We start from the raw sequence: 19,519 nt of genomic DNA on the forward strand, positions 1-19,519 counted from the left end.
GTGCTCGCGGGCTGTGGCTTCAACCCGCAACCTGAGCCTCCCCTGACCGATCTCGGGTGCGCCGAGTGCGGCGACCAAGAGACGACAAGCGGGGCAGGAGGGAGCCCTTCCTTCGGTGCTGGCGAGCCAGGCGACGGCGGAGATGGCGACCCGTCGGGCGGGTCCAGCGCGAGCGGCACCGGCACCGGCGCTACGACCTCGACCGGAGCTGGTATGCCCGATGACAGCGGCGTGGACGCGCCGAGCGGGGCCGGTGGCGCTGGGGAAACCGGTGGCGCTGGAGCCGACGGCGCTGGTGGCGCCGCTGGAGCCGACGGCGCTGGCGGCGCCGGCGGGGCGGGTGGCGCCGGTGGCTCCGGATCCGGTTCGGATGGCGCCGGCGGTGCTGGCGGAACGGGTGGCGCCGGCGGCGCTGGCGGAACGGGTGGCGCTGGCGGAGCGGATGGCACCGGCGGCGCCGGCGGGGCGGTCGGCCAGGGCGGCGCGTGAGCCGGGGAGAGGTGCCACGGGCACTCACCGGGCCTCGCGTTGCGCGCGCGGGCGCCGGCTCCCTGGGATGCCCGCGCCGCAGGGCGCGGCGTCGCGCTGCGATCGTGCGGCCGGGCTGCCTCAGATGCCGGGGCGCCGGGGCCGCGCGTACTCGTCGAGCATGTTCGCGACGAGCTCGGCGAGCAGGCTGTCCGCCACGCGAAGGCGGCGCGACATCTCGCGCGCGATGTTCAGCACGAGGAGCGTGTACGACCTGAGATCGCGCCGGTAGAGCGCGTCGAGGTCGTGCGCGGTGACGCGCAAGAGGCGCGATGGCGCGAGCGCTCGGACCGTCGCCGAGCGGGGCATCACGTCGAGGATGGACATCTCGCCGAACCAGTCGCTCGGCCCCAGGACCGCGACCCTCGCCTCGACGTCGCGCTTCGAGCGCTTGAGCACCTCCATCTCGCCCTCGAGCAGCACGAACATCTCGCGGCCGCTGTCGCCCTCGCGGAACGCGACGGCGCCCGGCTGCAGCTCGACGAGCTCGAGCGTGTCGGCGAGGCCCTGGAGGACCTGATCGCTCAGGCCTCCGAACAGGCCGATCTCGCGCAGCTGCGCGGCCAGCTCGGGCGCGCGGCTCACGGGAGCCCACCGCGCGCGCCCGCGGCGCGCGTCACGTCAGCCGACTCGACAACGCCCACCTCGCCCACCTCGATCGCGCGCACAGGCCAGCATCCTCGCATCGTCCACCTCGCCGTACCGCGCAGAGATACCCCGCCGAGAGCGTACGTCGCAACACGAGGACGTCAACGATCGCCCTGGAGGTCCTTGGTGAACACGATCCGCGGGCGCCCCGGCCCGGCGTAATCCTCGACCTCGGTCGCCGACCAGCCGACCGCCGCGTGGAAGCGCACCGAGCCCTCGTTGCCCAGGGTCGTGATCGCCTTGAGCTGGCGGCAGCCCTCGCGGCGGCAGTCCTCCTCGAACGCGGCGTAGAGCATCCTGCCGACCCCGCGGCGGCGGTAGTCGGGGTGGATGCCGACGAGGTGCACGTACCCGATCGCCGCGTCCGGGCACCGGAAGCCGAGCAGGAAGCCCACGAGCAGCCCGTGGTCCTCGACGACGCGGGCGAGCCGGCCGAGCTCATAGAAGAAGATCGGGTGCGCGAGCGCGCTGGTCGGCCCCGCCCACCACCGATCGATCTCGCCCACGATCCGGTCGTAGTCGGGCTTCGTCAGCGGCCGTGTCTCCATGCATCACCTCACTCGAACGGTTCGTGATCGTGCCTCGGTCCGCGCGCGGCGGCGCGCAGCTCCTGTGCGCCGCCGCGCGGACGTGAGCAGCCTAGCAGCCACGCCGGCATCTTCGTAAGCGCTCGCGGACGCGCGAGCGCCCGCGGAACCGCGAGCGTTCGCGGTGGCGTCCGCTAGCCGCCGCGCGTCACGCCTGCTAGCGCTAGCATGTGCGTCACGAGAAGATCATCGTCGCTCCGTCGATTTTGTCCGCCGATTTCGGTCGTCTCGCCGAGGAAGTACGCGCCGCCGAGGCCGCCGGCGCCGACTGGATCCACGTCGATGTGATGGATGGTCGATTTGTGCCCAATATCACCATCGGCCCGCTGGTCGTTCGCGCGGTTCGTGCCGCGACGCGTCTTCCGCTCGACGTGCACCTCATGATCGTCGAGCCCGAGCGCTACGTGGCCGAGTTCGCGGCGGCCGGCGCCGATCGGATCGCGGTCCACGCCGAGGCGTCGCCGCACCTGCACCGGACCCTCCAGCAGATCCGGGACGCGGGCGCGAGCCCTGGTGTCGTGCTGAACCCGCACACGCCGGAGGAGTCGATCCGGCACGTGCTGCCGGATCTCGATCTCATCCTGGTGATGAGCGTCAATCCCGGGTTCGGGGGCCAGCGGTTCATCCCGGGGTCCCTCACAAAGCTCCGGAGCCTGCGCCAGACGATCGATCAGGCGGGCCTCGACATCACGCTCGAGGTCGACGGCGGGATCGCGCCGTCGACGTCGGGGCAGGTCATCGCGGCCGGGGCGAGGGCGCTCGTCGCGGGCTCGGCGGTCTTCGGCGTGGTGGCGCCGGGCGAGACGCTGTCGTTCGAGGCGCGCGTCGCCCGGTATGCGGAGGCGATCCGCGCGCTCCGCGCGACCGGCGGGGCGTCGCTGTGAGCCGGGGCCGGGGCGGCGCTGGGATGCGGCGGGGTCGCGACCGGGCGCTGGCGCTGGCGCTCGCGGCGACGGGGGCGCTCGGCGGGGCGGCGCTCCTGGCCGGCTGCGGGGCGCCGGCGCCGCAGCCGGCGCCGCCGCCGCGCGCGCCGGGGGCCGCGGCCGAGGCGGTGCCGCCTGCGGCGACCCCTGCCCCGCCGGCTCCCGGGGCGGGCCGGGCGGACGAGGGCGAGCTCGACGAGGCGGCGCGCCAGGCGCAGGCCGAGGTGGCGCAGGCGCTCGCGCGCGTCGCGAAGGCGCGCGGCCTGCCCGTGCTCCGCGACGTGCCGAGCCGCGTGCTCGACCGTGGGGAGATCCTCGAGCGCGTCCGCGCCCATGTGAAGCGAGAGCTCCCCGAGGGGGTGCTCGAGCATCAGGGCGAGGCGCTCGCGGCGCTCGAGCTCATCCCGGCCGACTACGACTTCACCGCGGGCATGTTCCGGCTGGTCCAGGGGCGCATCGCGGGCTTTTACGAGCCGGAGGACGCGACCATGTACCTCGTCGACGATCTCAGCGAGGAGGAGGCCGAGGAGACGCTGGCGCACGAGCTCGTCCACGCGCTCCAGGACCAGAGCTACTCGCTGGGGAAGCTGCTCACGTTCAAGCGCGGCGACAGCGATCGGCTGGCGGCCGTGCACGCGCTCGCCGAGGGCGACGCGATGAGCGCGATGTTCGACGTGATGGTCGGCTCGGCGTTCCAGGTGGACGAGTCGCTGCTCCGGAAGCTCGTGGCGATGTCGACGGCGCTGTCGTCGGTCGGCGACACGCCGCTCGTGCTGCAGGAGTCGCTGGGCGCGCCGTACACGGACGGCTTCGCGTTCGTGCAGGCGCTGCGCCGCGAGGGCGGCTGGGCCTCGGTGGACGCGGTCTGGCGCGCGCTGCCGGAGACGACCGAGCAGCTCTTGCACCCCGAGAAGCTCGCGTCGCGCGAGCCCGCGGTCGCGGTGCCGGTCCCGACGGCGGCCGCGCTCGGCCCAGGGTTCCGCGTGGTCTTCGACGACGTGATGGGCGAGCAGGCGCTCCGCATCGCGTTCGCGGCCTACGCCCACCGCGAGGTCGCCGCCGACGCGGCCGCCGGCTGGGGCGGGGATCGGTTCGCCGTGGTGCGCAGGGACGATCCGCAGGATGCGGCGCGGCGGGTGTATGCGCTCGCGTGGCGGCTCCGGTTCGACAGCGCCGCGGATGCTGCGGAGGCCGCGAAGGTGCTCGAGCGGCGCTTCGGCAAGGCGTGCCGAGAGCGCGCGTCGCTCGGGCCGATCGCGTGGGCGGCGCGGGGGAGTGACGTGGCGGTCGTCGCGGGGCCGTACGAGCGGCGCGCGGGGGGCGGCACGGGGAGCGCGGGGGGGACGTGCGCGGGGGTGAAGGGGTGGCTGGCGGAGGTGATGAAGGCGAAGGTCGGGGGGGCTGCGGGGGGCGCGGCGGGCGTAGCGACTGGGGCGGCTGCGGCAGGCAGGGAGAAGGGCGAGAAGGGGAAGGAGTAGAGGGTGCGGGCGCGGCGGGCGTGGGCGTAGGCGCGAGCGTGAAGCGGGGACGGTGAGGTCGTTCGCGCTGTGCTCACCCGCCGGGCATCGGGCGGGCTGGCGCGCGGGCTGGTCAGCCGCATTGACAACGGGAGCACAAAAGGTCAGAAAGACGAGCAAGTAGCGGCATTTGGAGGAGTGGCCGAGCGGTCGAAGGCAGCGGTTTTGAAAACCGCCGTTGGGGCAACTCAACCAGGGGTTCGAATCCCTTCTCCTCCGCTGAAACCATTGAGGATTTCGTTGAGGGGCCTGGGCGCTCCCTGGTGAGCCTCCCGGGGCCATTCAGCCGGCGACGCCGAGGTACGCCGACCGCTGCGTGAAAGCTTGCACCGCGTCCTTCTTCAGGTCTTCAGGTTGTCGTTGGTGTGCGCGTAGCGCTGGGTAACCGAGAGGTGCAGGTGGCCGGGGAGCTGCTGCACGGTCGGAGCCGAGGCGCCGCCCTTGAAGCACTCGGTAATGAAGACCGCAGGGCGTGGAGCCGGGTGGCCGGCACCTGCGCCCTCGCGAGCGCACGCTTGAAGGCGTGCCGCAGGCCGCCCTCGGTCCACGGCGTCCCCCAACTCGAGGGGGCTACCGGGGCCGTGGGCTTGTGCGGCTTCTGTCATGCCGGTCTGGAGCTGGCTTACGAAGCCGCCCGTGTGGCTGGCTCGGAGCATCGAGAGCACACACGGCGTGCAGGTAATGCAGAACGCGCGGCGAGCGCCGCGGATCTACTCTCTTACCGTCATGATCCGCCTGAGCCGCGAGAGTCTCTTCCGCGCCGACGTCGCCGCGCTGGAGCGGCTCGTCAGGTGGCTCGGTTTGCCGGAGCCACGGCGCTGGCGCACGGAGCGCGAGCGCAAGGCGAAGATCGTCGAGGCGATCGAGCGGCACGAGAAGCGGCTCGCGAAGGTGGACGGGGCTGGGCGGCGGGGCGAGGGAGGCAACCGGTAGCTCTTGCAGTCTGGGGACGTGCGGCCAGCCGGTTCGGCCACGCTATCGCGCTCTCGTGCTTCGAGCCGCCTTCCGTCGTACGTGCAGCTGAGGTGCTGAGGAGAACGCTTCATCCCGAGCGCCCCCTATCACTCATGCCGGTTTGCGCGCACTGCATATGGCGCTCCTTACGAGTATCAGTCGGCCTGGATCTTCCAAGCTCGTGGTGCGACACGAAGACAACCGAGAGCCCTCACCCGGTGCGCTGCACTCAGCGCTGGTCTGCCTCCGACATCATGCCCCGATGCACCGCTGCCCGCTGCAGCACGCGCAGCACGCCCGCCGGGTCGAACCCCACCTCGAACATCACCGGCTCGCTCACAAGAATGGGTAAATCCAGCGGCAGCCGCGGTTCCGGCTTCACCGCAGCGGGGGTATCTGCTCTCTCTCAAGACGCTTCACCGCGGGAGCACACCCCGCCTGGCGAAGTGCGCGTAGTAGCGCTGGACCATGTCCTGCCACCTCGCGTACTCCGCCGGGTACCCGCGAAGCCGCTCTTTCCAGGCCGCATCGACCGCGGACCGGACCTCGACGGAACCCAGGCGGTAACGCTGGAAGATCGACTCGGCCATGGCGGGGGACAGGGCCAGCTCCGCGCAGAGCGCGGCGTATTGCGCGAGCGACAGGATCGTCTCCAGCGGCTCGGGGAGGGGCGCCGTGCCACCCTCCCGGACCGTGCTCGACGGCGTGGAAGGCGGCAATGCCTTGGAGGTCTGGGAGGCTGCTCCGCCCACAGGGGCCGGCGGAGGCGCGACTTGCGTCAGCAGCTCACGGGGGATCGCAAGGCTCAGCGACGTCTCCCGGAGGTCTGCTGCGGCCGGCGGAGCGGGCTTCGATGCTGCCAGAGCTCCGGCACGCCTCGTGGGATCCGCTGCCGTGAAGGGGAGCACCGGGCCGCGAGGGGGCGCCTGCACCGATGACGTCTCGACGACCTCCCACGGGGCTCGTGGCCGCTGCGGCTGGGCTGTCGCGGTGGACGGCACGGGAGTCCCCGATACTCCGGCCGTGAACGGTAGAGCGGGGCCGCGGGGAATATCCGAGAGCGGTGCGGTTTCCGCGATCACAGGAGGCGGGCGCTTCGCCACCTTCGCCGCACCGGGTTGAGGGAACGGCAGCTCCGGCCCTCGCGGAATGTCGGGCAAGGGTGCGGTGCCGGTGAGCGATTCCGCAGCGCGAGGAGGCTTCGGCTCTGCCTTTCCCGTCGCGAGCTCGGCGTGTGCGGGCACGAAGGGGACCACCGCACCTCGGGGGACCTCCAGCAGGGGCCCCGTGTCCTGCAGCGCTGCCGGGGTCACGAGGGGCGCCCCAGGCCCGGCCACCGCCTCGGAAGACGGTGCGGCAGGCGCGGACGTGGCGGTAACGGAGGCTGGCGAGCGCTCGACATGGCCAACCTCCCGCGCTCGGGCGAGGAGCATCTCCAGCCGACGCGCATGATGCGCCTGGAGGCGCTCGAAATCCTTCGCTAGCGCCGGGTCACGCTCCAGCGCTGCCCGCCACCGCCGATCCAGCGCGGCGCGTGTCTCCTCATCGGCCAGGCCGCGGCGCCGCAGCACCCGTTCGCGTTGCTCCGGCAGCGCGTCGAGCTCCGCGCAGAGCGCAGCGTACTCGGCCAGGCCCAGCCTGGGCTCGCCGAGCGGCACCGCTGCAGAATGCTCCTCTGCGGGCACCTCCGCCGCTCTCCACGCCTTGGCTACCCTCGACGGCCGCAGCACCCGGGGACCGATCCGGAGCGACCCCAGCTTCCCGGGCTTCGTGCGCAGCTCCTCGAGGAGCTCGCCGATCTTCGCGTCCTGTTCAGCGCGCCGCGCCCACCGGCGGCGGAGCCGCGCGACGTCGTTCATGCCCAGGTCCTTCTCCTGCAGCAGCTCGAACGGGGCCGGGTGCGCCCCGAAGGCAGCAAGGAAGCTCGCCCAGGCGGCCGGGTCGTCCGCGAGCGGCTCGACCCGTCGATCCAGCCAGTCCTCGGCCTGCGCCAGCTCCTGCTCGTACGCCACGAGCACCTCCGGCTCCGCGACCAGCCGCTGCTTCCAGGCAAGATCGGCCTGCGCGAACGTACGCGGCGTCAGCCCCTCGACCGCGAGCACGTCCGCGAGCGGAAACCCCTCCGTCACCGCCGCCCTGACAGCCGCGTACTGCGCCAGCGAGATCGCTTCGCTCACTTCCGGCGCCCCCGCAGCGGGCTTCGTGGCTGCCGCCATCTCCTGGCCCTAGTCGCCGACCAGCACGGTCCCGGAGGCGATCACGCTCCCGTTCGGCGCGTCGGCCGGGTCGTTGCAGGTCATCGCCGGATCCCCGAGGTGCGCGGCCGGCTTGTCGTTGATGAGCACCGTCTTGCTGCCCGCCTGGACCCGAGCCTGATTCGACGGCGGACGCTGGAACGTGCCCCCTGGAGGTACATGCGCGGGCGCATTCGCCGCGGTGCTTCCCTGGATCGCGGCCGGTTTGCCCTCGATCAGCACGTCGCGGCTCAGATCGCCGCTCAACGTCCCGCTGAACGGCATCGGCGTCGGCGTGGGCACCGGCCCACCCGGCGAGGGGATCATCACCACGTGCGTGTCGATGCCGACGACCTTGTCGCCCTGCTTCGCCGCGGGCTTGCCAGTTCCGGGAGATCGCGATCGCATTGTTCCTCCGAGCCCTGTCGCGCCGATCGAGCGCGCGGGCGTCAGCCAGCGTCAGCTTTCCTCACCGCTCGGCGTCTTCGGCGCGTCAACCCGCAGGGGGACACCGAGGGGTCTGCCCGTCTGCGGATCGAACCGCGGGAGCCGCCTCCCCTCCGGCGCGCTCTGCCCTGCTGACTGCGCCTGGCTGGCCTGGAAGGGCAATGCAGGCCGCGGAACGAGCTCCGCGATGTCCGCCGTGCCTTGGGGGATGCCGGCGCGCACGGTTTCGGGCCGAGCGCTCGCGTGCGCGGCCCAGGGCGAGACGTCGGCGCGCTCCGGCGACGAGCGCGGCAGGGCGAACGCCGGCCCTTGTGGCGACGCGGGCAGCGCTGCCTGTGGTGCGAGATGCGCCGGTGCGGCGTTCCCTGCCGCCGGCCGCTGCGGCGGGCCGAGCGACTCGAGCGAGGGCCGGCGCGCCTCGAGGCTTCGCCGCGTCCTCGCGAAGACCGAGCTGAATCGCAGCGCCTGGATGCCCTGGTTGCGCTGCGCCGATAGGGCGAGCTCCGCCGTGTGCTCGGCGTCGGCTCGCGCCCAGTCCTCGGGCGCGACGCCGAGGCGCGCGAGCACCTCGTAGAGGTCCGCGCCGCGGAAATGGACCACATGGGCCAGGACCTCGGCATACCGCTCAAGCCGCATGACCTTCTCGCTCTTGTCGTTCACGGCAGCTCTCCTTCGTCCTCGTCAGGGCGCGTCCGCGTCGGGCGGTACGGGCCTGTTCAGGCGGCGGAGCTCGTCGCATGACTCTTCTCGATACGGGCACACTGCCGTGAAGATCTCCACCGCCTTGTCGATGTCCTTCTGCGTCCCAGTGCCGGTCTCGTACATCGTCGCGAGCCGCTCGCAGCTCCTCAGCCAGCCGTGGTCACGCTCGTCAATGCGGCAACCCAGCTTCGTGACCTCGAAGATTTTCTTGTCGATCTCGGGCCCGCTCCCCTGCTGCCGGATGTGCCACGCCGTATCCATGCATGCAATGGGGCGGCCGTGCTGGCAGGCGGCCATGTCGAAGAAGCTCGCCTTCTCCGGGTCCTTGGGCACGCCCTTGCCACGCCGGAAGAGCTCGGCGAGATCCTCGCACTGCTCGAAGTCGCGTTCGACGGCGCAGGCGCGGTAGGTGAACTCCGCCGCGACTTCCGGTCCTTGCGGATCGAACCCGTGTTTCTGGGTACAGGCAAGCGCATACTTGCATCCTCCCCGGCCAGCGCGGCATTCGGCCTGCGAGAACTTGCAGAGGTTGCGGCCGAGGTCATTCGTGAGGCTCTTCTCCTCGGTCGGCGTCCTGTCCGACCAGGGAAAGCGGAGCACGGGCCCGCACGCGCCCATCTCGCCCGCGCGGCACATCGCGAGGAGATTCCTCGCCAGTGACTCCGCGCGGGGCATGTCCCCGCTCAGCGCCGCCAGTCGCAGCAGCATCGAGCACGCGGCGACGTTGGACGTCGCGCAGGCATCTTCCGCGATCTTCTGCGCGGTCTTGTCCACATTGAAGTCCTCGTCCAGCTCCTCCGGATGGCGGAGCACATCCAGGGCGAGGGCCAGGCAGCCCCGCCGATCGCCGTGATCGCAGGCCAGCTTGTGAAAAACAGCCGCCACAAACTCTTCCGTCGCTTTGATTGGCCAGTCGTGAAGATGGTAGGATTCCGCGGCGAATTCCATGCACGCCTTGGTGTTCTTGCCTTGGCATGCTTTCGTATAGAGTTCATACGCGCGCGACGCGTCCTCCGGCACGCCGAAGCCGTGGAGGAACAACCAGCCCGCAGCGCGGCAGCCCTCCATGTCCCCCCGCTCGCAGCGCTGAAGATCCACCGAGGGATCCTCCGCCGGCGGCAAGGAGAAGAGCACGATGTCTGGAGCCATCGGCTCGATCGGCGCAGCGCTCGGGGCCGGCGGCGGCAGCACCACGACCTGCCGCGCGTCGGGGTTCCTCGACGGCGCGCTGGACGCGCCGCATCCCGTGAGCAGCACCGAGAGGGCCATCATGGCGACGGCCAAGCCATCATGAAAGCGCCTGAGCATCGTCGCTTTCCTTGATCGGGGCTTCTCCGTCCAGGAACATCGGAGGCGTGACCGCGTCAATTCGCTCCTTGGTCTCTGCCCCGGCGTCAAATCTCGGATGCCAATAGGTAGCATTCCAGGCGGTCTCCTTGAGCTTATCCTCGATCGACCGGGGCCACGCGGCGCCAGGTTGAGTCGTGCCTGATCCGCCGGACACGTGCCTCCATCGGCAATGGAACTGAGCCTTGCCCGCGTAGTCCGGATTCTGCTGCCCGCTGTTCGTGATCGCCACGGCGAGCAAATAGTGCTTGTGCAAAATCAGGTTTGGAGGATTGCCGAACTCCGTCTCGTATTTGTGTGCGACTTCAGACATGAACATGCTCAGCGTCATCTCGCGCCCGCGGTGGGCCCACATCGACCGCGCGAGGACCCCGCACGGAATGAAGAAGATCACCCAGGGCTGCAGGTTCGTGAAGCCGGGGGTGTTCCGGATGCCCCAGAGCATCTGCGCGATAGTATAGTTCTGCTCCGGCGAGCTGCCGTACATGCGTGCGAGCCGGCTCACGTAGAGCACATCGTTCGGCGTTATCTTAGACTTGCTGGGCCGTCGTGTGAGGACAAAGCGGAACAGGCCGACCGGACGCGCCTTCTTGATGAATGCGGCCATCTCGCCGAGGTCCTCGGGTGGCGGTGGCGTGACTCCCATGCCGCAGAAGCCGAGCATTTGACCAGGGCCGATTTCCTTCTGAGCGCTGCCGTCGACGATACCGGCTCCTATGAGCTCGACGAGCGCCCCCCGCCCTGGCCCCTCCCGCTTGAGCTTCCAAAGGGAGTTGGCTCCATTGCTGGTGTCCATGAGCTGAACGAGAGGCTTGTCCTTGTGCGCCCGGAGGACGTAGTGGATGTGCGAGCCGTCGAGCTGCTTATTGAGGTTGATGACGACGGCCCTCGTCTCGGTGTCGCGCGCCAGCGCCTTCTGACGCTCCCATTCCTCGAGGTCCTTTTCCAGCTTCGCTTGCATCTGGGCGCGCTTCTTCTCCGCCAATTTCGTGAGCTTCTGGTTCTCGAGGATCCGAATTGCTTCGAGGAGCGCGGGGCTCTCCTTCGGCTTTGCGAGGTCCAGCTCCTGCTGATAATCGGGGGCGACTCTGTCCTTCTGCGAGTAGGGGCTCTCGACCTCCTGCGCGCCGGGCACCTTGCGTGCCGCGAAGTGTTTCAAGAGGATTTTCTCACGGATGCATTCGTCCTCGTACCTGCTCAGGTAGAGCGTGACCTTCTGTGCTCCAGCATCGGGATCGAACACGAAGATGGTGCCTGGCGCGAGCGGCGGCGAGAGCTGTTTGGCACGCTCGACCTTGAGCAGGTCCTCGTGGGTGACGGGCGGGGGCGAAGTACCGTCCGCTTGCCCTGCGCCAGCCTTGTCTTTTTCTCCAGTTCCTGACTGCAGCGTGTACCAGCGCCCGCCCTGTGGAGGCGGATCCTCCCCGGGCGCCGCCGGCTTTCCCGAGAAGATGGCGAAGCCACCGGTCGCGAACTGGGCCGCATAGCCGATACTGTCCAGGTGCTCGATGCGAAACCCTCGCGTCAACGCTCCGTAGGTCGCGAGGTGCTGGCAGGCGACGACGATGGACACGGCGGGGTCCTCGTTCTCCTGCTCCTTCCACCGAGGTCCCATCGGGTCGTCGAGCAGCACGCCGCCCTTGGTCGGGCCCACGGCCCGCGGCCTGCCGCCGGCCGGAGCGGGGCCGTCGGGTACCACCCCGTCGTCGGAGGCGCTCCATCCTTCGCCGGAAGGCGGAGCCTCCTCCAAACTGTCCCGAATGGGTTCCGGATTTCGCCAGGATTCGATATTATAATGCCCGTAAGTGACCTTGTACCTCTTCGACTTCCGCTCGAGCGTGCTCCGGTACCGCCGCTGGATCCGGCTGAAGATGTACGTCTCCCAGTTCTCCGATACGGGGAACCGGGCCACGCCCTTCTTCGTCCCCATGTTGTAGCTGCTGCCGGGGCCACCGTACGTGGCGCCGAAGAGGATCTCGGTGACCGCTTGCGCCCATTGCTCCTCCTTCGGATCCGCGCACCAGTTCATGAGCGGACCGGCCTGCGTGAGCCACACCTGATCCATCGGAAAGACGCGGATCCGCTGGTCGATCCACGCGAGCACATCACCGATCGTCTCCGGCCGGAAGATCGCGCCATCCGGCACCTCGTGGCGCACCGGGCGCACCCCGTCGTCGCCGAACACGGTCCCGTCCGGCGCCCCCGCGGCCATGTCGTTGATCGCGACCACCAGCCGCGGCGGCTCGTCCCCGTAGGGGTACGCCTCCGACAGCTTCGTCAGGAATTCGCCAGCCGGCGCCTGCGCCAGCCCACCACCGCCCTGGTCCCCGTCGGCCATGTCGATGCTCCTCAGCTACCGTGTATGCGCGCGAGCTCGCTCGCCGTCTGCGCGTCGAGCTCCCCCGTCTCCCCGAGCTCGTGATCCTTCTGGAACCACGCGAGCGCCGCCCGGAACCCCTCGTCCGCGGGAGGGTTCTCCTTGATCGCCCCCTCATAATAACCGAGGTTCTTCAGCCGCCGCAGCGCCCCTTCCACCGTCGTCACCTCGGGCAGCGCCGCGACGCGCACGGTCCACTTCTTCCTGGGGCCCGTCGGGTACTTCCCCGGCCACATCGTGATCTCGACGAGCTGCGCCGTCTCCGGGATCTCCACCGCGATGGTCCCATCCACGTCGGTCTCGCCCTCGAACCGCCGGCCCTCGGCGACGAGCTGGTAGCGCTTGCCTCCGTACGGCTCGAACTCCGTGTCCGTGAGCTGCACCTTGAACGGCTTCGTCTTCGCCTCGTCCTCCTCGTCGCCGGGCGGTGCTTCGTCGCGCGAGCAGTTCAGCTTCACCAGCTTGCCCCACAGCGCGGCGTCCTCGTCGAGCTCCAGCGCCGCGTCGGTGGAGAGCATGCGGATCTTCTTGGCGGCGAGCTCCGCCTCCTCCCCGAGGGCCAGCGTCGGTCCCTTGCCCGAGAGCGACAGCGCCTGCGTGCCGGCGATCTCCACCTTGCCGGCCGTGATCCGGATCCCCCCCGGATCGATCTCGAGGGAGCTCTCGCCCGCGGAGAGGGTGAGGCTATCCTGCGTGACGAGGCGCAGCGACGTCGAGCCGCCGATCACGAGCGAGCCCGATACGTTGATCTGCGCCGCGCCCGCGTCGTCGCCCGCACCCACGTCGATGCTGTACTCGCCCGCGACGCGGACGATGGACGGCCCCTCGACGGTGAGCACCGAGCCGCCGAGGAGGCTTGTCCTGTCGAGGCCATCGACGCGCAGCGTGCGGTTGCCGAGCACGTGCTCCTCGCTCTCGCCGAAGACGCGGACGCTCCGCCGGCCCTCGACCTCGAGGTCGTCGTCGCGGCGTACCTTCGTGAGCCGATCGCCCGTATCGAGCGCGTCGCGGCCGGCCACCGTGACGGAGCGGTCGCTCCCGACGCCGACCCGCTGGTCGGTCCCGACGTGCACGTCGAGCTCGCGCTCGGCGCGCAGGTGCACGAGCTCGCTGCCCTTCCGGTCCTCGAAGCTGAGCTCGTTGTGGCCGCCGCCATTCGGGCTGCTCCGCGTCTTCACGCCGCTCCGGGTCTTTCCGTCGGGGAGCTGGAACGGCGCGCGGTTCACCGCGTTGGCGACGCAGCCGATCACGAGCGGCCGATCGACGTCGCCGCCGAGGAACGAGACGAGCACCTCCATGCCGACGCGCGGGATGAACTGGGTGCCGAAGCCGCGCCCTGCCCAGGGCTCGGCGTGGCGGATCCAGCACGAGCTCCGGTCGTCCCCCTGGCCCTCGCGATCCCAGTGGAACTGGACCTTGATGCGCCCGAAGGCATCGGTGTGCACCTCCTCGCCCGGCGGTCCCACCACGGTCGCGGTTTCGACGACCTGCTGGATGCGCCGCGGAGCGGGGCGCGGTCGGACGCACACCGTATCCGGCGCGCAGGCGAAGCGGGCGCGGTAGGTGGGCGCCGAGCCCGAGATCCGCGGCGACTCGCCCTCGTGATCGACCCGCGTCACGACCCAACCCCGGTCGTACGCCGCGACCTCGTGCGCCTCCAGGGAGAAGCGGTGCCCCGGGACGAGCCGGCGGCATGGGGTCTCGCCGCGGGCGACGAAGGCCTTCCGGCGTAGCTGGTCCAGCCGGATCGCCGCATCCTCGCGCGCGACCTCCGCTTCCTCGTAGTCGCCGTGGTGCTCGTAGTGCTCGTACCGGCCGTCCTCGCCGCCGCCGGCGAGCTGCGCGGCGCGCGCCGACGAGGACGGGTGGAACAGCGGGCGCTCGAAGTCGTAGTCGCGGACGACGGCTGCCGTTGGCCGGATCGAGCGCTCCGCGACGAACCGCTGCACGTGGTCCTCGCCGGGCGTGAGGGCGGAGGCCCCTGCCGGCGCGGCCCTGTGGACCAGGCGTGGGGCGCCGGGGATCGGCGGATAGAGGCTCGCGTCGTCGCCGATCACCATTCGTTCGGCGTCGGCGTCCGGATCGTGCTCGAAGTAGTAGAAGAGCCCTTCCTCCGCGAGGAGGCGCGTCACGAAGTCGCGATCGGTCTCGCGGTACTGCACGCAATAAGCGCGCTTCGGGGAGGCACGGACCCGCGCGAAGCGCCGGGGGATGCGCCACTCCTCGAGGACGAGGTCCACGATGGCGTCGACGGTCCTGTCCTGGAAGATGCGGCTCGTGCGGCGCTTGCCGAGCAGCGAGAGCCGCGGGGCGAGGCGGAGCCGGTAGACGCTCCGCCCGTCGTCGAGGGGGGCGCGCCACGCCACGTGGGTACAGACGCCATGAACGACGCGGAGCGGAGCGCCCTCGCCCTGGAGCGCCAGGCGCATCGGCTGCTCGAGGACCTGCGGGTCGAAAGCCGCCGGATCGGCGAAGCGCACGGCAACGTCGATGTCGACCCGGTAGCCGCGCGAGAGGGCCTCGCGACCGCGGAACGCGAGCACGGTGAGATCCGGGGCGGTGAGAGCGCCGACGCGAAGCTCGAAGGTGGATGGACGAGGCGCATCATGCGGCATGGAAAGGCCCCATATCACCAGCGCGCGCCGTCCTTCTAGGTCGTGGGAGCGGGACACACATCCCAGTCCATGGGCCCAACCCATGCGCCCCGCAGGGTTACTGAATAAATGTTCCACTGAACACATTTCGAGCAATTCTCGCCCGAAGTTTTTCTTCTCCACCGGCGTCCGGGTTGTTACTCCTCGGGCTCCGTGATCCGCTCCGCACCGGGGGTCGTAGGGGCCGGCGACCGAACGCACGCGACCGCCCTGAAAGGCCCGATGCGCCCCGCCCCCTCATGGACGTCTTCGAGCTCAGCAAGCAGGTCGTCAGCGACTACGGCAGCTACATCAGCAGCTTCCTCACGATCCGCGACGATCGGATCCGCGCCTACGTAGACCACCAGCTCGCGGACGGCTTTCTCTGGCCACAGCCCCTCATCCAGCTCAACCCTGCGTTCGAGCCTGGCGAGCCGCTCCGCAAGCTCGTCGATGACGGCGTGCTCCACCCCGAGTGCCTCAAGATCTTCGCGGTCAAGGACGGCTCAGGACGAGGTGGCACCCCGATCCGGCTTCATCGTCACCAGGTTGAGGGCATTCACGCAGCGCGCGCAGGCGAGAGCTACGTCCTGACCACGGGCACCGGCTCGGGCAAGAGCCTCTCGTACATCGTCCCGATCGTCGACCACGTGCTCCGCCGCGGCAGCGGCAAGGGCATCCAGGCGCTCGTCGTGTACCCCATGAACGCGCTGGCCAACAGCCAGCAAGGAGAGCTCGAGAAATTCCTCTGCCGAGGCTACGCCGATGGCCGCCCGCCCGTCACCTTCCGGCGCTACACCGGGCAGGAGAGCGACGAGGAGCGGCGGGAGATCCTCGCCAACCCCCCGGACATCCTCCTGACCAACTACGTGATGCTGGAGCTCCTGCTCACGCGTCCCGACGAAGGAAAGCTCGTGCGCGCGGCGAGGGGGCTGCGGTTCCTGGTCCTCGACGAGCTGCACACGTACCGCGGCAGGCAGGGCGCCGCCACCACCGGTGGACGAGCAGGCGTTCCATGGCGCGCTTCGCGCATGCATCGAGGCCGGCGATGACCCGCCGGCCGGAGATGTCGAGAGGTTCATCCATCACCCCCTCGCTTCCTGGATCGAGTCGACCCTCGGCCTCCGCGTCGAGCCGCAGAGCGGGCGCCTCGTCCGGTGCACGCCCCTGCCGCTCTCCGGAGCCGGCAGCGTCACCGAGCGCCTCGCCCACGATACCGGCCTAGCGCCTGATGTGTGCGGCGAGGCGATCCGCCGGATCATGAACGAGGGCGGCGGGTTTCGCTACGTGAAACGGGAGCTCTCCGATCGCACGGACGACGGCGGAACGGCAGGTTACCTCTACGTCAGCACACAGGACCCGTGGCCGTCGCCCACCGACCAGGCCGCGCTCGTCAAGCGTCTCCCCGACAGCTGGCTCGAGATCACGACCGACGGCCGCCAGGTCGTGCGCAAGTCCCAGCAGCAGCGGCTGCCGCGCGAGGTGTTCCTCTCCCCGCTCGCCGTCGAGGGCGCGGGCCCGCTCCGCGCGCACTTCATCGATGCTCCTTTCCTCTTCTGCCTGCGCTGCAGCGTCGCCTATGACGCCCACCAGAGCTCTGATTTCGGCAAGCTCGCCACGCTCGGCTCGGAGGGGCGCAGCACGGCCACCACCGTGCTCTCCCTCTCCACCGTACGGAGGCTCCGCCGGGACGCGGCGCTCGATCGCGAGGCGCAGAAGCTGCTCAGCTTCACCGACAACCGCCAAGATGCCTCGCTCCAGGCCGGGCACTTCAACGACTTCGTCGAGGTGGGCCTGCTGCGCTCTGCCCTCTACCGCGCCGCGCTCGCCGCCGGCGGGGAGGGCATCCGCCACGACGAGCTGATGAAGCGTGTCTTCGACGCGCTCGCGCTGCCCATCGAGCTCTACGCGATCAACCCGGCGGTCGAGTACGTCCAGCGCGACAACACCGACCGCGCGCTGCGCCAGGCCATCGGATACTATCTTTACCGGGACCTGCGCCGGGGCTGGCGTGTCACGTCGCCCAACCTCGAGCAATGCGGGCTGCTCGACATCGACTACCTTTCGCTCGATCGGTTCGCCCGCGACGAGGCCAGGTGGCGCTCCTTCCACCCCGCGCTCGCCACGGCCGCGCCCGAGGAGCGTGAGCGCGTGTGCCGCGTTCTCCTCGACTTCATGCGCCGCGAGCTCGCGATCCGCGTCGAGTTCCTCGATCCGGGCGACCAGGAGAGCCTCCGCCTGCTCTCGGCCCAGTACCTCGTCGCCCCGTGGTCGCTCGACCAGCAGGAGCGGCTCGAGCGCAGCCGCATCGTCTTTCCCCGCTCGCGCGGCTCAGACCGGCCGGCGGCGGCCCATTTCGTCTATCTCTCGCCGCTCGGCGGCTTCGGCCTCTTCCTCAAGCGGCCGAGCACGTTCGAGCGTCACGCGGACCGCCTGAAGACCGAGGACGTACAGCAGATCATCGAGCAGCTCCTCGAGGCGCTCACTATCCCCGGCCTCGTCCACAAGGCCATGGAGAAGCGCGCCGACGACGACGTGGCCGGCTACCAGCTCAACGCCTCCGCCCTCATCTGGCGCGCGGGCAAGGGCGAGCAGGCGTTCCACGACCCCGTGCGCGTCCCCAACGTCCCCGAGGCCGGCCTCCGCACCAATCCGTTCTTCACCAGCTTTTATCGCCAGGACACGACCGACCTGAAGCGCCTGGAGGCGCGCGAGCATACCGCCCAGGTGCCGAGCGAGAAGCGCGAGGAGCGGGAGGCTGCCTTTCGCGAGGGGAGGCTCCCGATCCTCTATTGCTCACCCACGATGGAGCTCGGCGTCGACATCCGGCAGCTCAACGTCGTCAACCTGCGCAACGTGCCGCCGACGCCCGCGAACTACGCGCAGCGTAGCGGGCGCGCGGGCCGGAGCGGGCAGCCGGCGTTCGTGTTCACGTACTGCTCCTCCGGGAGCCCCCACGATCAATACTTCTTCCGGCGGCCCGAGAGGATGGTCGCCGGCGCCGTCTCGGAGCCGCGCCTCGACCTGACGAACGAAGACCTGCTCCGCGCTCACGTGCAGGTGGACCGGCCGAAGGCGAAGAGCTGGGGGCCGTCGATCGAGCTGGAGTTCTCGACGGGCGACGCGCCCAGCGCGGCCGTCAAGCGGCTCCTCGCGGACGTCGAGGCCTACGAGCGGATGATCGAGGGGTTCAAGGAGCCCTCGCTCGCGAGCCAGGGCAAGGTCCGCTTCTTCGTCGAGTACCATAACGGCGGCTTCCGCGAGGAGCGCTTCCTCACGCAGGACGGCTACAAAAGAGCCCAGGTCAAGGGCCGCAACAACCCGCGGCAGAAGGCGGTCGAGCGCTTCCGCGAGCTCGTCCGCTTCGTCGACATCAAGAGCGGCGAGGACCTGCAAAGCCTCCTCCAGCGCGGCTTCAAGGAGATCCTCGGCAGCGCCGTCGGCGCCGAGCACAGCAAGGAGATGAAGCGCGCCCGCGAAGCGCGCGAGCAATACATCGACGCGCTCGGCCAGGTCCTCCGGCCCGTCGGCCGCCATGTCGAGGACCGGATCAAGCGCTACGTGCGCGGCATCGCCGAGGTCGATCTCGTCCCCAACGTCCCGCCGGTCGAGGACGCGATCGCCGACGCGCACGTCTTCATCACCGACGCCGTCCGCACCGCGCTCGAGCAGAAGGGCACGGGCGTGCGAGGCGCCATGCTGCTCCTGCTCCTGTCGTTCATCGCGGACAGCGCGAAGAGCGCCGTGGTCTTCGGCATCGAGGAGCCCGAGTCCTTCCTCCACCCCGAGGCCCATCGCGAGCTCGGCGCCGGCCTCGAACGCTTCACCCAGCGGTCCGACGTGACCTTGCTCGTCACCACGCACTCGCCGTTCATCTTCCGCGCCGACGGTGGCGGTGCGCGGAGCGCGGTGTTCCTGGTGCGCAAGGACGAGACCGGGCGGTCCAGCGTGGCCAAAGACGTGACGGCGGCGGCGCGCACCGACCTGCTCGGATCGCAGGTGTTGTCGTCCCTCCTGGAGAGGGCCGAGGAGGTGCCTGAAGAGGCCAAGCTCATCCTGATCGTAGAGGGCCTCACAGACCAGAATTACCTCGCGATGACCGCCGAGAAGCTCGGCATCGGGCTCGACGGCCTCCACATCCTTCCGCGCGGGAGCGCGGCCGGCGCAGCGCTTCAGGCGGTCACCATGGCTGCGCGCCACGCCCCCGGTCGGCTCGTGGTCGTGCTGTTCGACTCGGACAAGCCCGGGCTGGACGGGTATGAGCTCCTCGCGAACCGGTTTAGCTGGAAGAAGAAGGCCGACGAGGGCCTTCACGTGCTGACCTACGAACGGTGGCTCGAAGGATGCGGCGTCCCAGTCGAAGCGGAAGACCTGTTCGCGAACACGACACTGGACCTATTTCTGTCCGCACCCGGGCACCAGGACTTCTGCGATGAGAAGGTGAGGCGAAAGAAGACCGGCGTGTGGCACTACGGCCTGACGACGCCGGGGAAGATCGCCTTCGTTGAATGGCTCAAGCAATGCGGCACGGCGGCGATGTTCGAGCCGTGGCGGCCGGTGCTCGAGCACCTGCGCAAGCTCATCGCCGGTTCGGGGGTGAAGGCAGCAAAGTAGGAGAGGTG

14 protein-coding genes and 1 tRNA gene are annotated in these 19,519 nt (G+C 70.1%); 6 read left to right on the top strand and 9 right to left on the bottom strand.

Annotated features, from left to right (window positions below; all coding sequences use genetic code 11):
• Positions 1 to 609 precede the first annotated feature (609 nt).
• Together WMF31_RS38280 and WMF31_RS38285 are read right to left on the bottom strand one after the other, a co-directional pair.
• Positions 610 to 1,113, bottom strand: a complete 504-nt coding sequence (locus WMF31_RS38280) for a cyclic nucleotide-binding domain-containing protein (protein ID WP_436606831.1) — start codon at positions 1,111 to 1,113, stop codon at positions 610 to 612.
• A gap of 164 nt (positions 1,114 to 1,277) precedes the next feature.
• Positions 1,278 to 1,724 (bottom strand): GNAT family N-acetyltransferase, encoded by a 447-nt coding sequence (locus WMF31_RS38285; RefSeq protein ID WP_129354987.1) that lies wholly within the window; start codon positions 1,722 to 1,724, stop codon positions 1,278 to 1,280.
• 209 nt (positions 1,725 to 1,933) lie between these two features.
• Between WMF31_RS38285 and rpe the strand changes: the two genes are divergently transcribed.
• The 4 genes from rpe (at position 1,934) to WMF31_RS38305 (ending at position 5,136) form a co-directional block, all read left to right on the top strand.
• Complete coding sequence (gene rpe, locus WMF31_RS38290) at positions 1,934 to 2,647, top strand: ribulose-phosphate 3-epimerase (RefSeq protein ID WP_436606832.1); 714 nt, start codon at positions 1,934 to 1,936, stop codon at positions 2,645 to 2,647.
• 23 nt (positions 2,648 to 2,670) lie between these two features.
• Positions 2,671 to 4,164, top strand: a complete 1,494-nt coding sequence (locus WMF31_RS38295) for a hypothetical protein (RefSeq protein ID WP_436606833.1) — start codon at positions 2,671 to 2,673, stop codon at positions 4,162 to 4,164.
• 171 nt (positions 4,165 to 4,335) lie between these two features.
• Positions 4,336 to 4,422 (top strand) — tRNA-Ser (locus WMF31_RS38300).
• Between the two features lie 507 nt (positions 4,423 to 4,929).
• Positions 4,930 to 5,136 (top strand): hypothetical protein, encoded by a 207-nt coding sequence (locus WMF31_RS38305; protein WP_436606834.1) that lies wholly within the window; start codon positions 4,930 to 4,932, stop codon positions 5,134 to 5,136.
• Positions 5,137 to 5,386: 250 nt separating this feature from the next.
• Here the strand turns inward: WMF31_RS38305 and WMF31_RS38310 are convergent, their stop codons facing one another.
• Genes WMF31_RS38310 through tssI form a run of 7 tightly spaced genes read right to left on the bottom strand, consistent with a single transcriptional unit; the run spans position 5,387 to position 14,879 of the window.
• A complete protein-coding gene (locus WMF31_RS38310; RefSeq protein ID WP_436606835.1) occupies positions 5,387 to 5,539 on the bottom strand; it encodes a hypothetical protein in 153 nt (50 codons plus the stop codon).
• A 34-nt stretch (positions 5,540 to 5,573) separates the two neighbouring features.
• Positions 5,574 to 7,334: a hypothetical protein gene (locus WMF31_RS38315; RefSeq protein WP_436606836.1), complete on the bottom strand. Its 1,761-nt coding sequence runs from the start codon at positions 7,332 to 7,334 to the stop codon at positions 5,574 to 5,576.
• A gap of 48 nt (positions 7,335 to 7,382) precedes the next feature.
• Positions 7,383 to 7,799, bottom strand: coding sequence for a PAAR domain-containing protein (locus WMF31_RS38320; RefSeq protein WP_436606837.1), 417 nt, complete (start codon positions 7,797 to 7,799; stop codon positions 7,383 to 7,385).
• A gap of 51 nt (positions 7,800 to 7,850) precedes the next feature.
• Positions 7,851 to 8,498 carry a hypothetical protein gene (locus WMF31_RS38325; RefSeq protein ID WP_436606838.1) on the bottom strand — a complete coding sequence of 216 codons (648 nt, stop codon included), beginning with the start codon at positions 8,496 to 8,498 and terminating at the stop codon, positions 7,851 to 7,853.
• Between the two features lie 21 nt (positions 8,499 to 8,519).
• On the bottom strand, positions 8,520 to 9,824 hold the full coding sequence (locus tag WMF31_RS38330; RefSeq protein ID WP_436606839.1) for a tetratricopeptide repeat protein: 1,305 nt from the start codon (positions 9,822 to 9,824) through the stop codon (positions 8,520 to 8,522).
• Positions 9,825 to 9,828: 4 nt separating this feature from the next.
• Positions 9,829 to 12,225, bottom strand: coding sequence for a hypothetical protein (locus tag WMF31_RS38335; RefSeq protein ID WP_436606840.1), 2,397 nt, complete (start codon positions 12,223 to 12,225; stop codon positions 9,829 to 9,831).
• 11 nt (positions 12,226 to 12,236) lie between these two features.
• Positions 12,237 to 14,879 (bottom strand): type VI secretion system tip protein TssI/VgrG, encoded by a 2,643-nt coding sequence (gene tssI, locus WMF31_RS38340; RefSeq protein ID WP_436606841.1) that lies wholly within the window; start codon positions 14,877 to 14,879, stop codon positions 12,237 to 12,239.
• Positions 14,880 to 15,157: 278 nt separating this feature from the next.
• Between tssI and WMF31_RS38345 the strand changes: the two genes are divergently transcribed.
• The gene (locus tag WMF31_RS38345; RefSeq protein WP_436606842.1) at positions 15,158 to 15,949 is read left to right on the top strand and encodes a DEAD/DEAH box helicase; all 792 of its coding nucleotides are present in this window, start codon (positions 15,158 to 15,160) and stop codon (positions 15,947 to 15,949) included.
• The gene (locus tag WMF31_RS38350; RefSeq protein WP_436606843.1) at positions 15,894 to 19,511 is read left to right on the top strand and encodes a helicase-related protein; all 3,618 of its coding nucleotides are present in this window, start codon (positions 15,894 to 15,896) and stop codon (positions 19,509 to 19,511) included. The genes WMF31_RS38345 and WMF31_RS38350 overlap by 56 nt, the downstream gene beginning before the upstream one ends.
• Positions 19,512 to 19,519: the final 8 nt, after the last annotated feature.

It is taken from the genome of Sorangium sp. So ce1036 (assembly GCF_051369805.1).
Lineage (GTDB): Bacteria > Myxococcota_A > Polyangia > Polyangiales > Polyangiaceae > Sorangium > Sorangium cellulosum_F.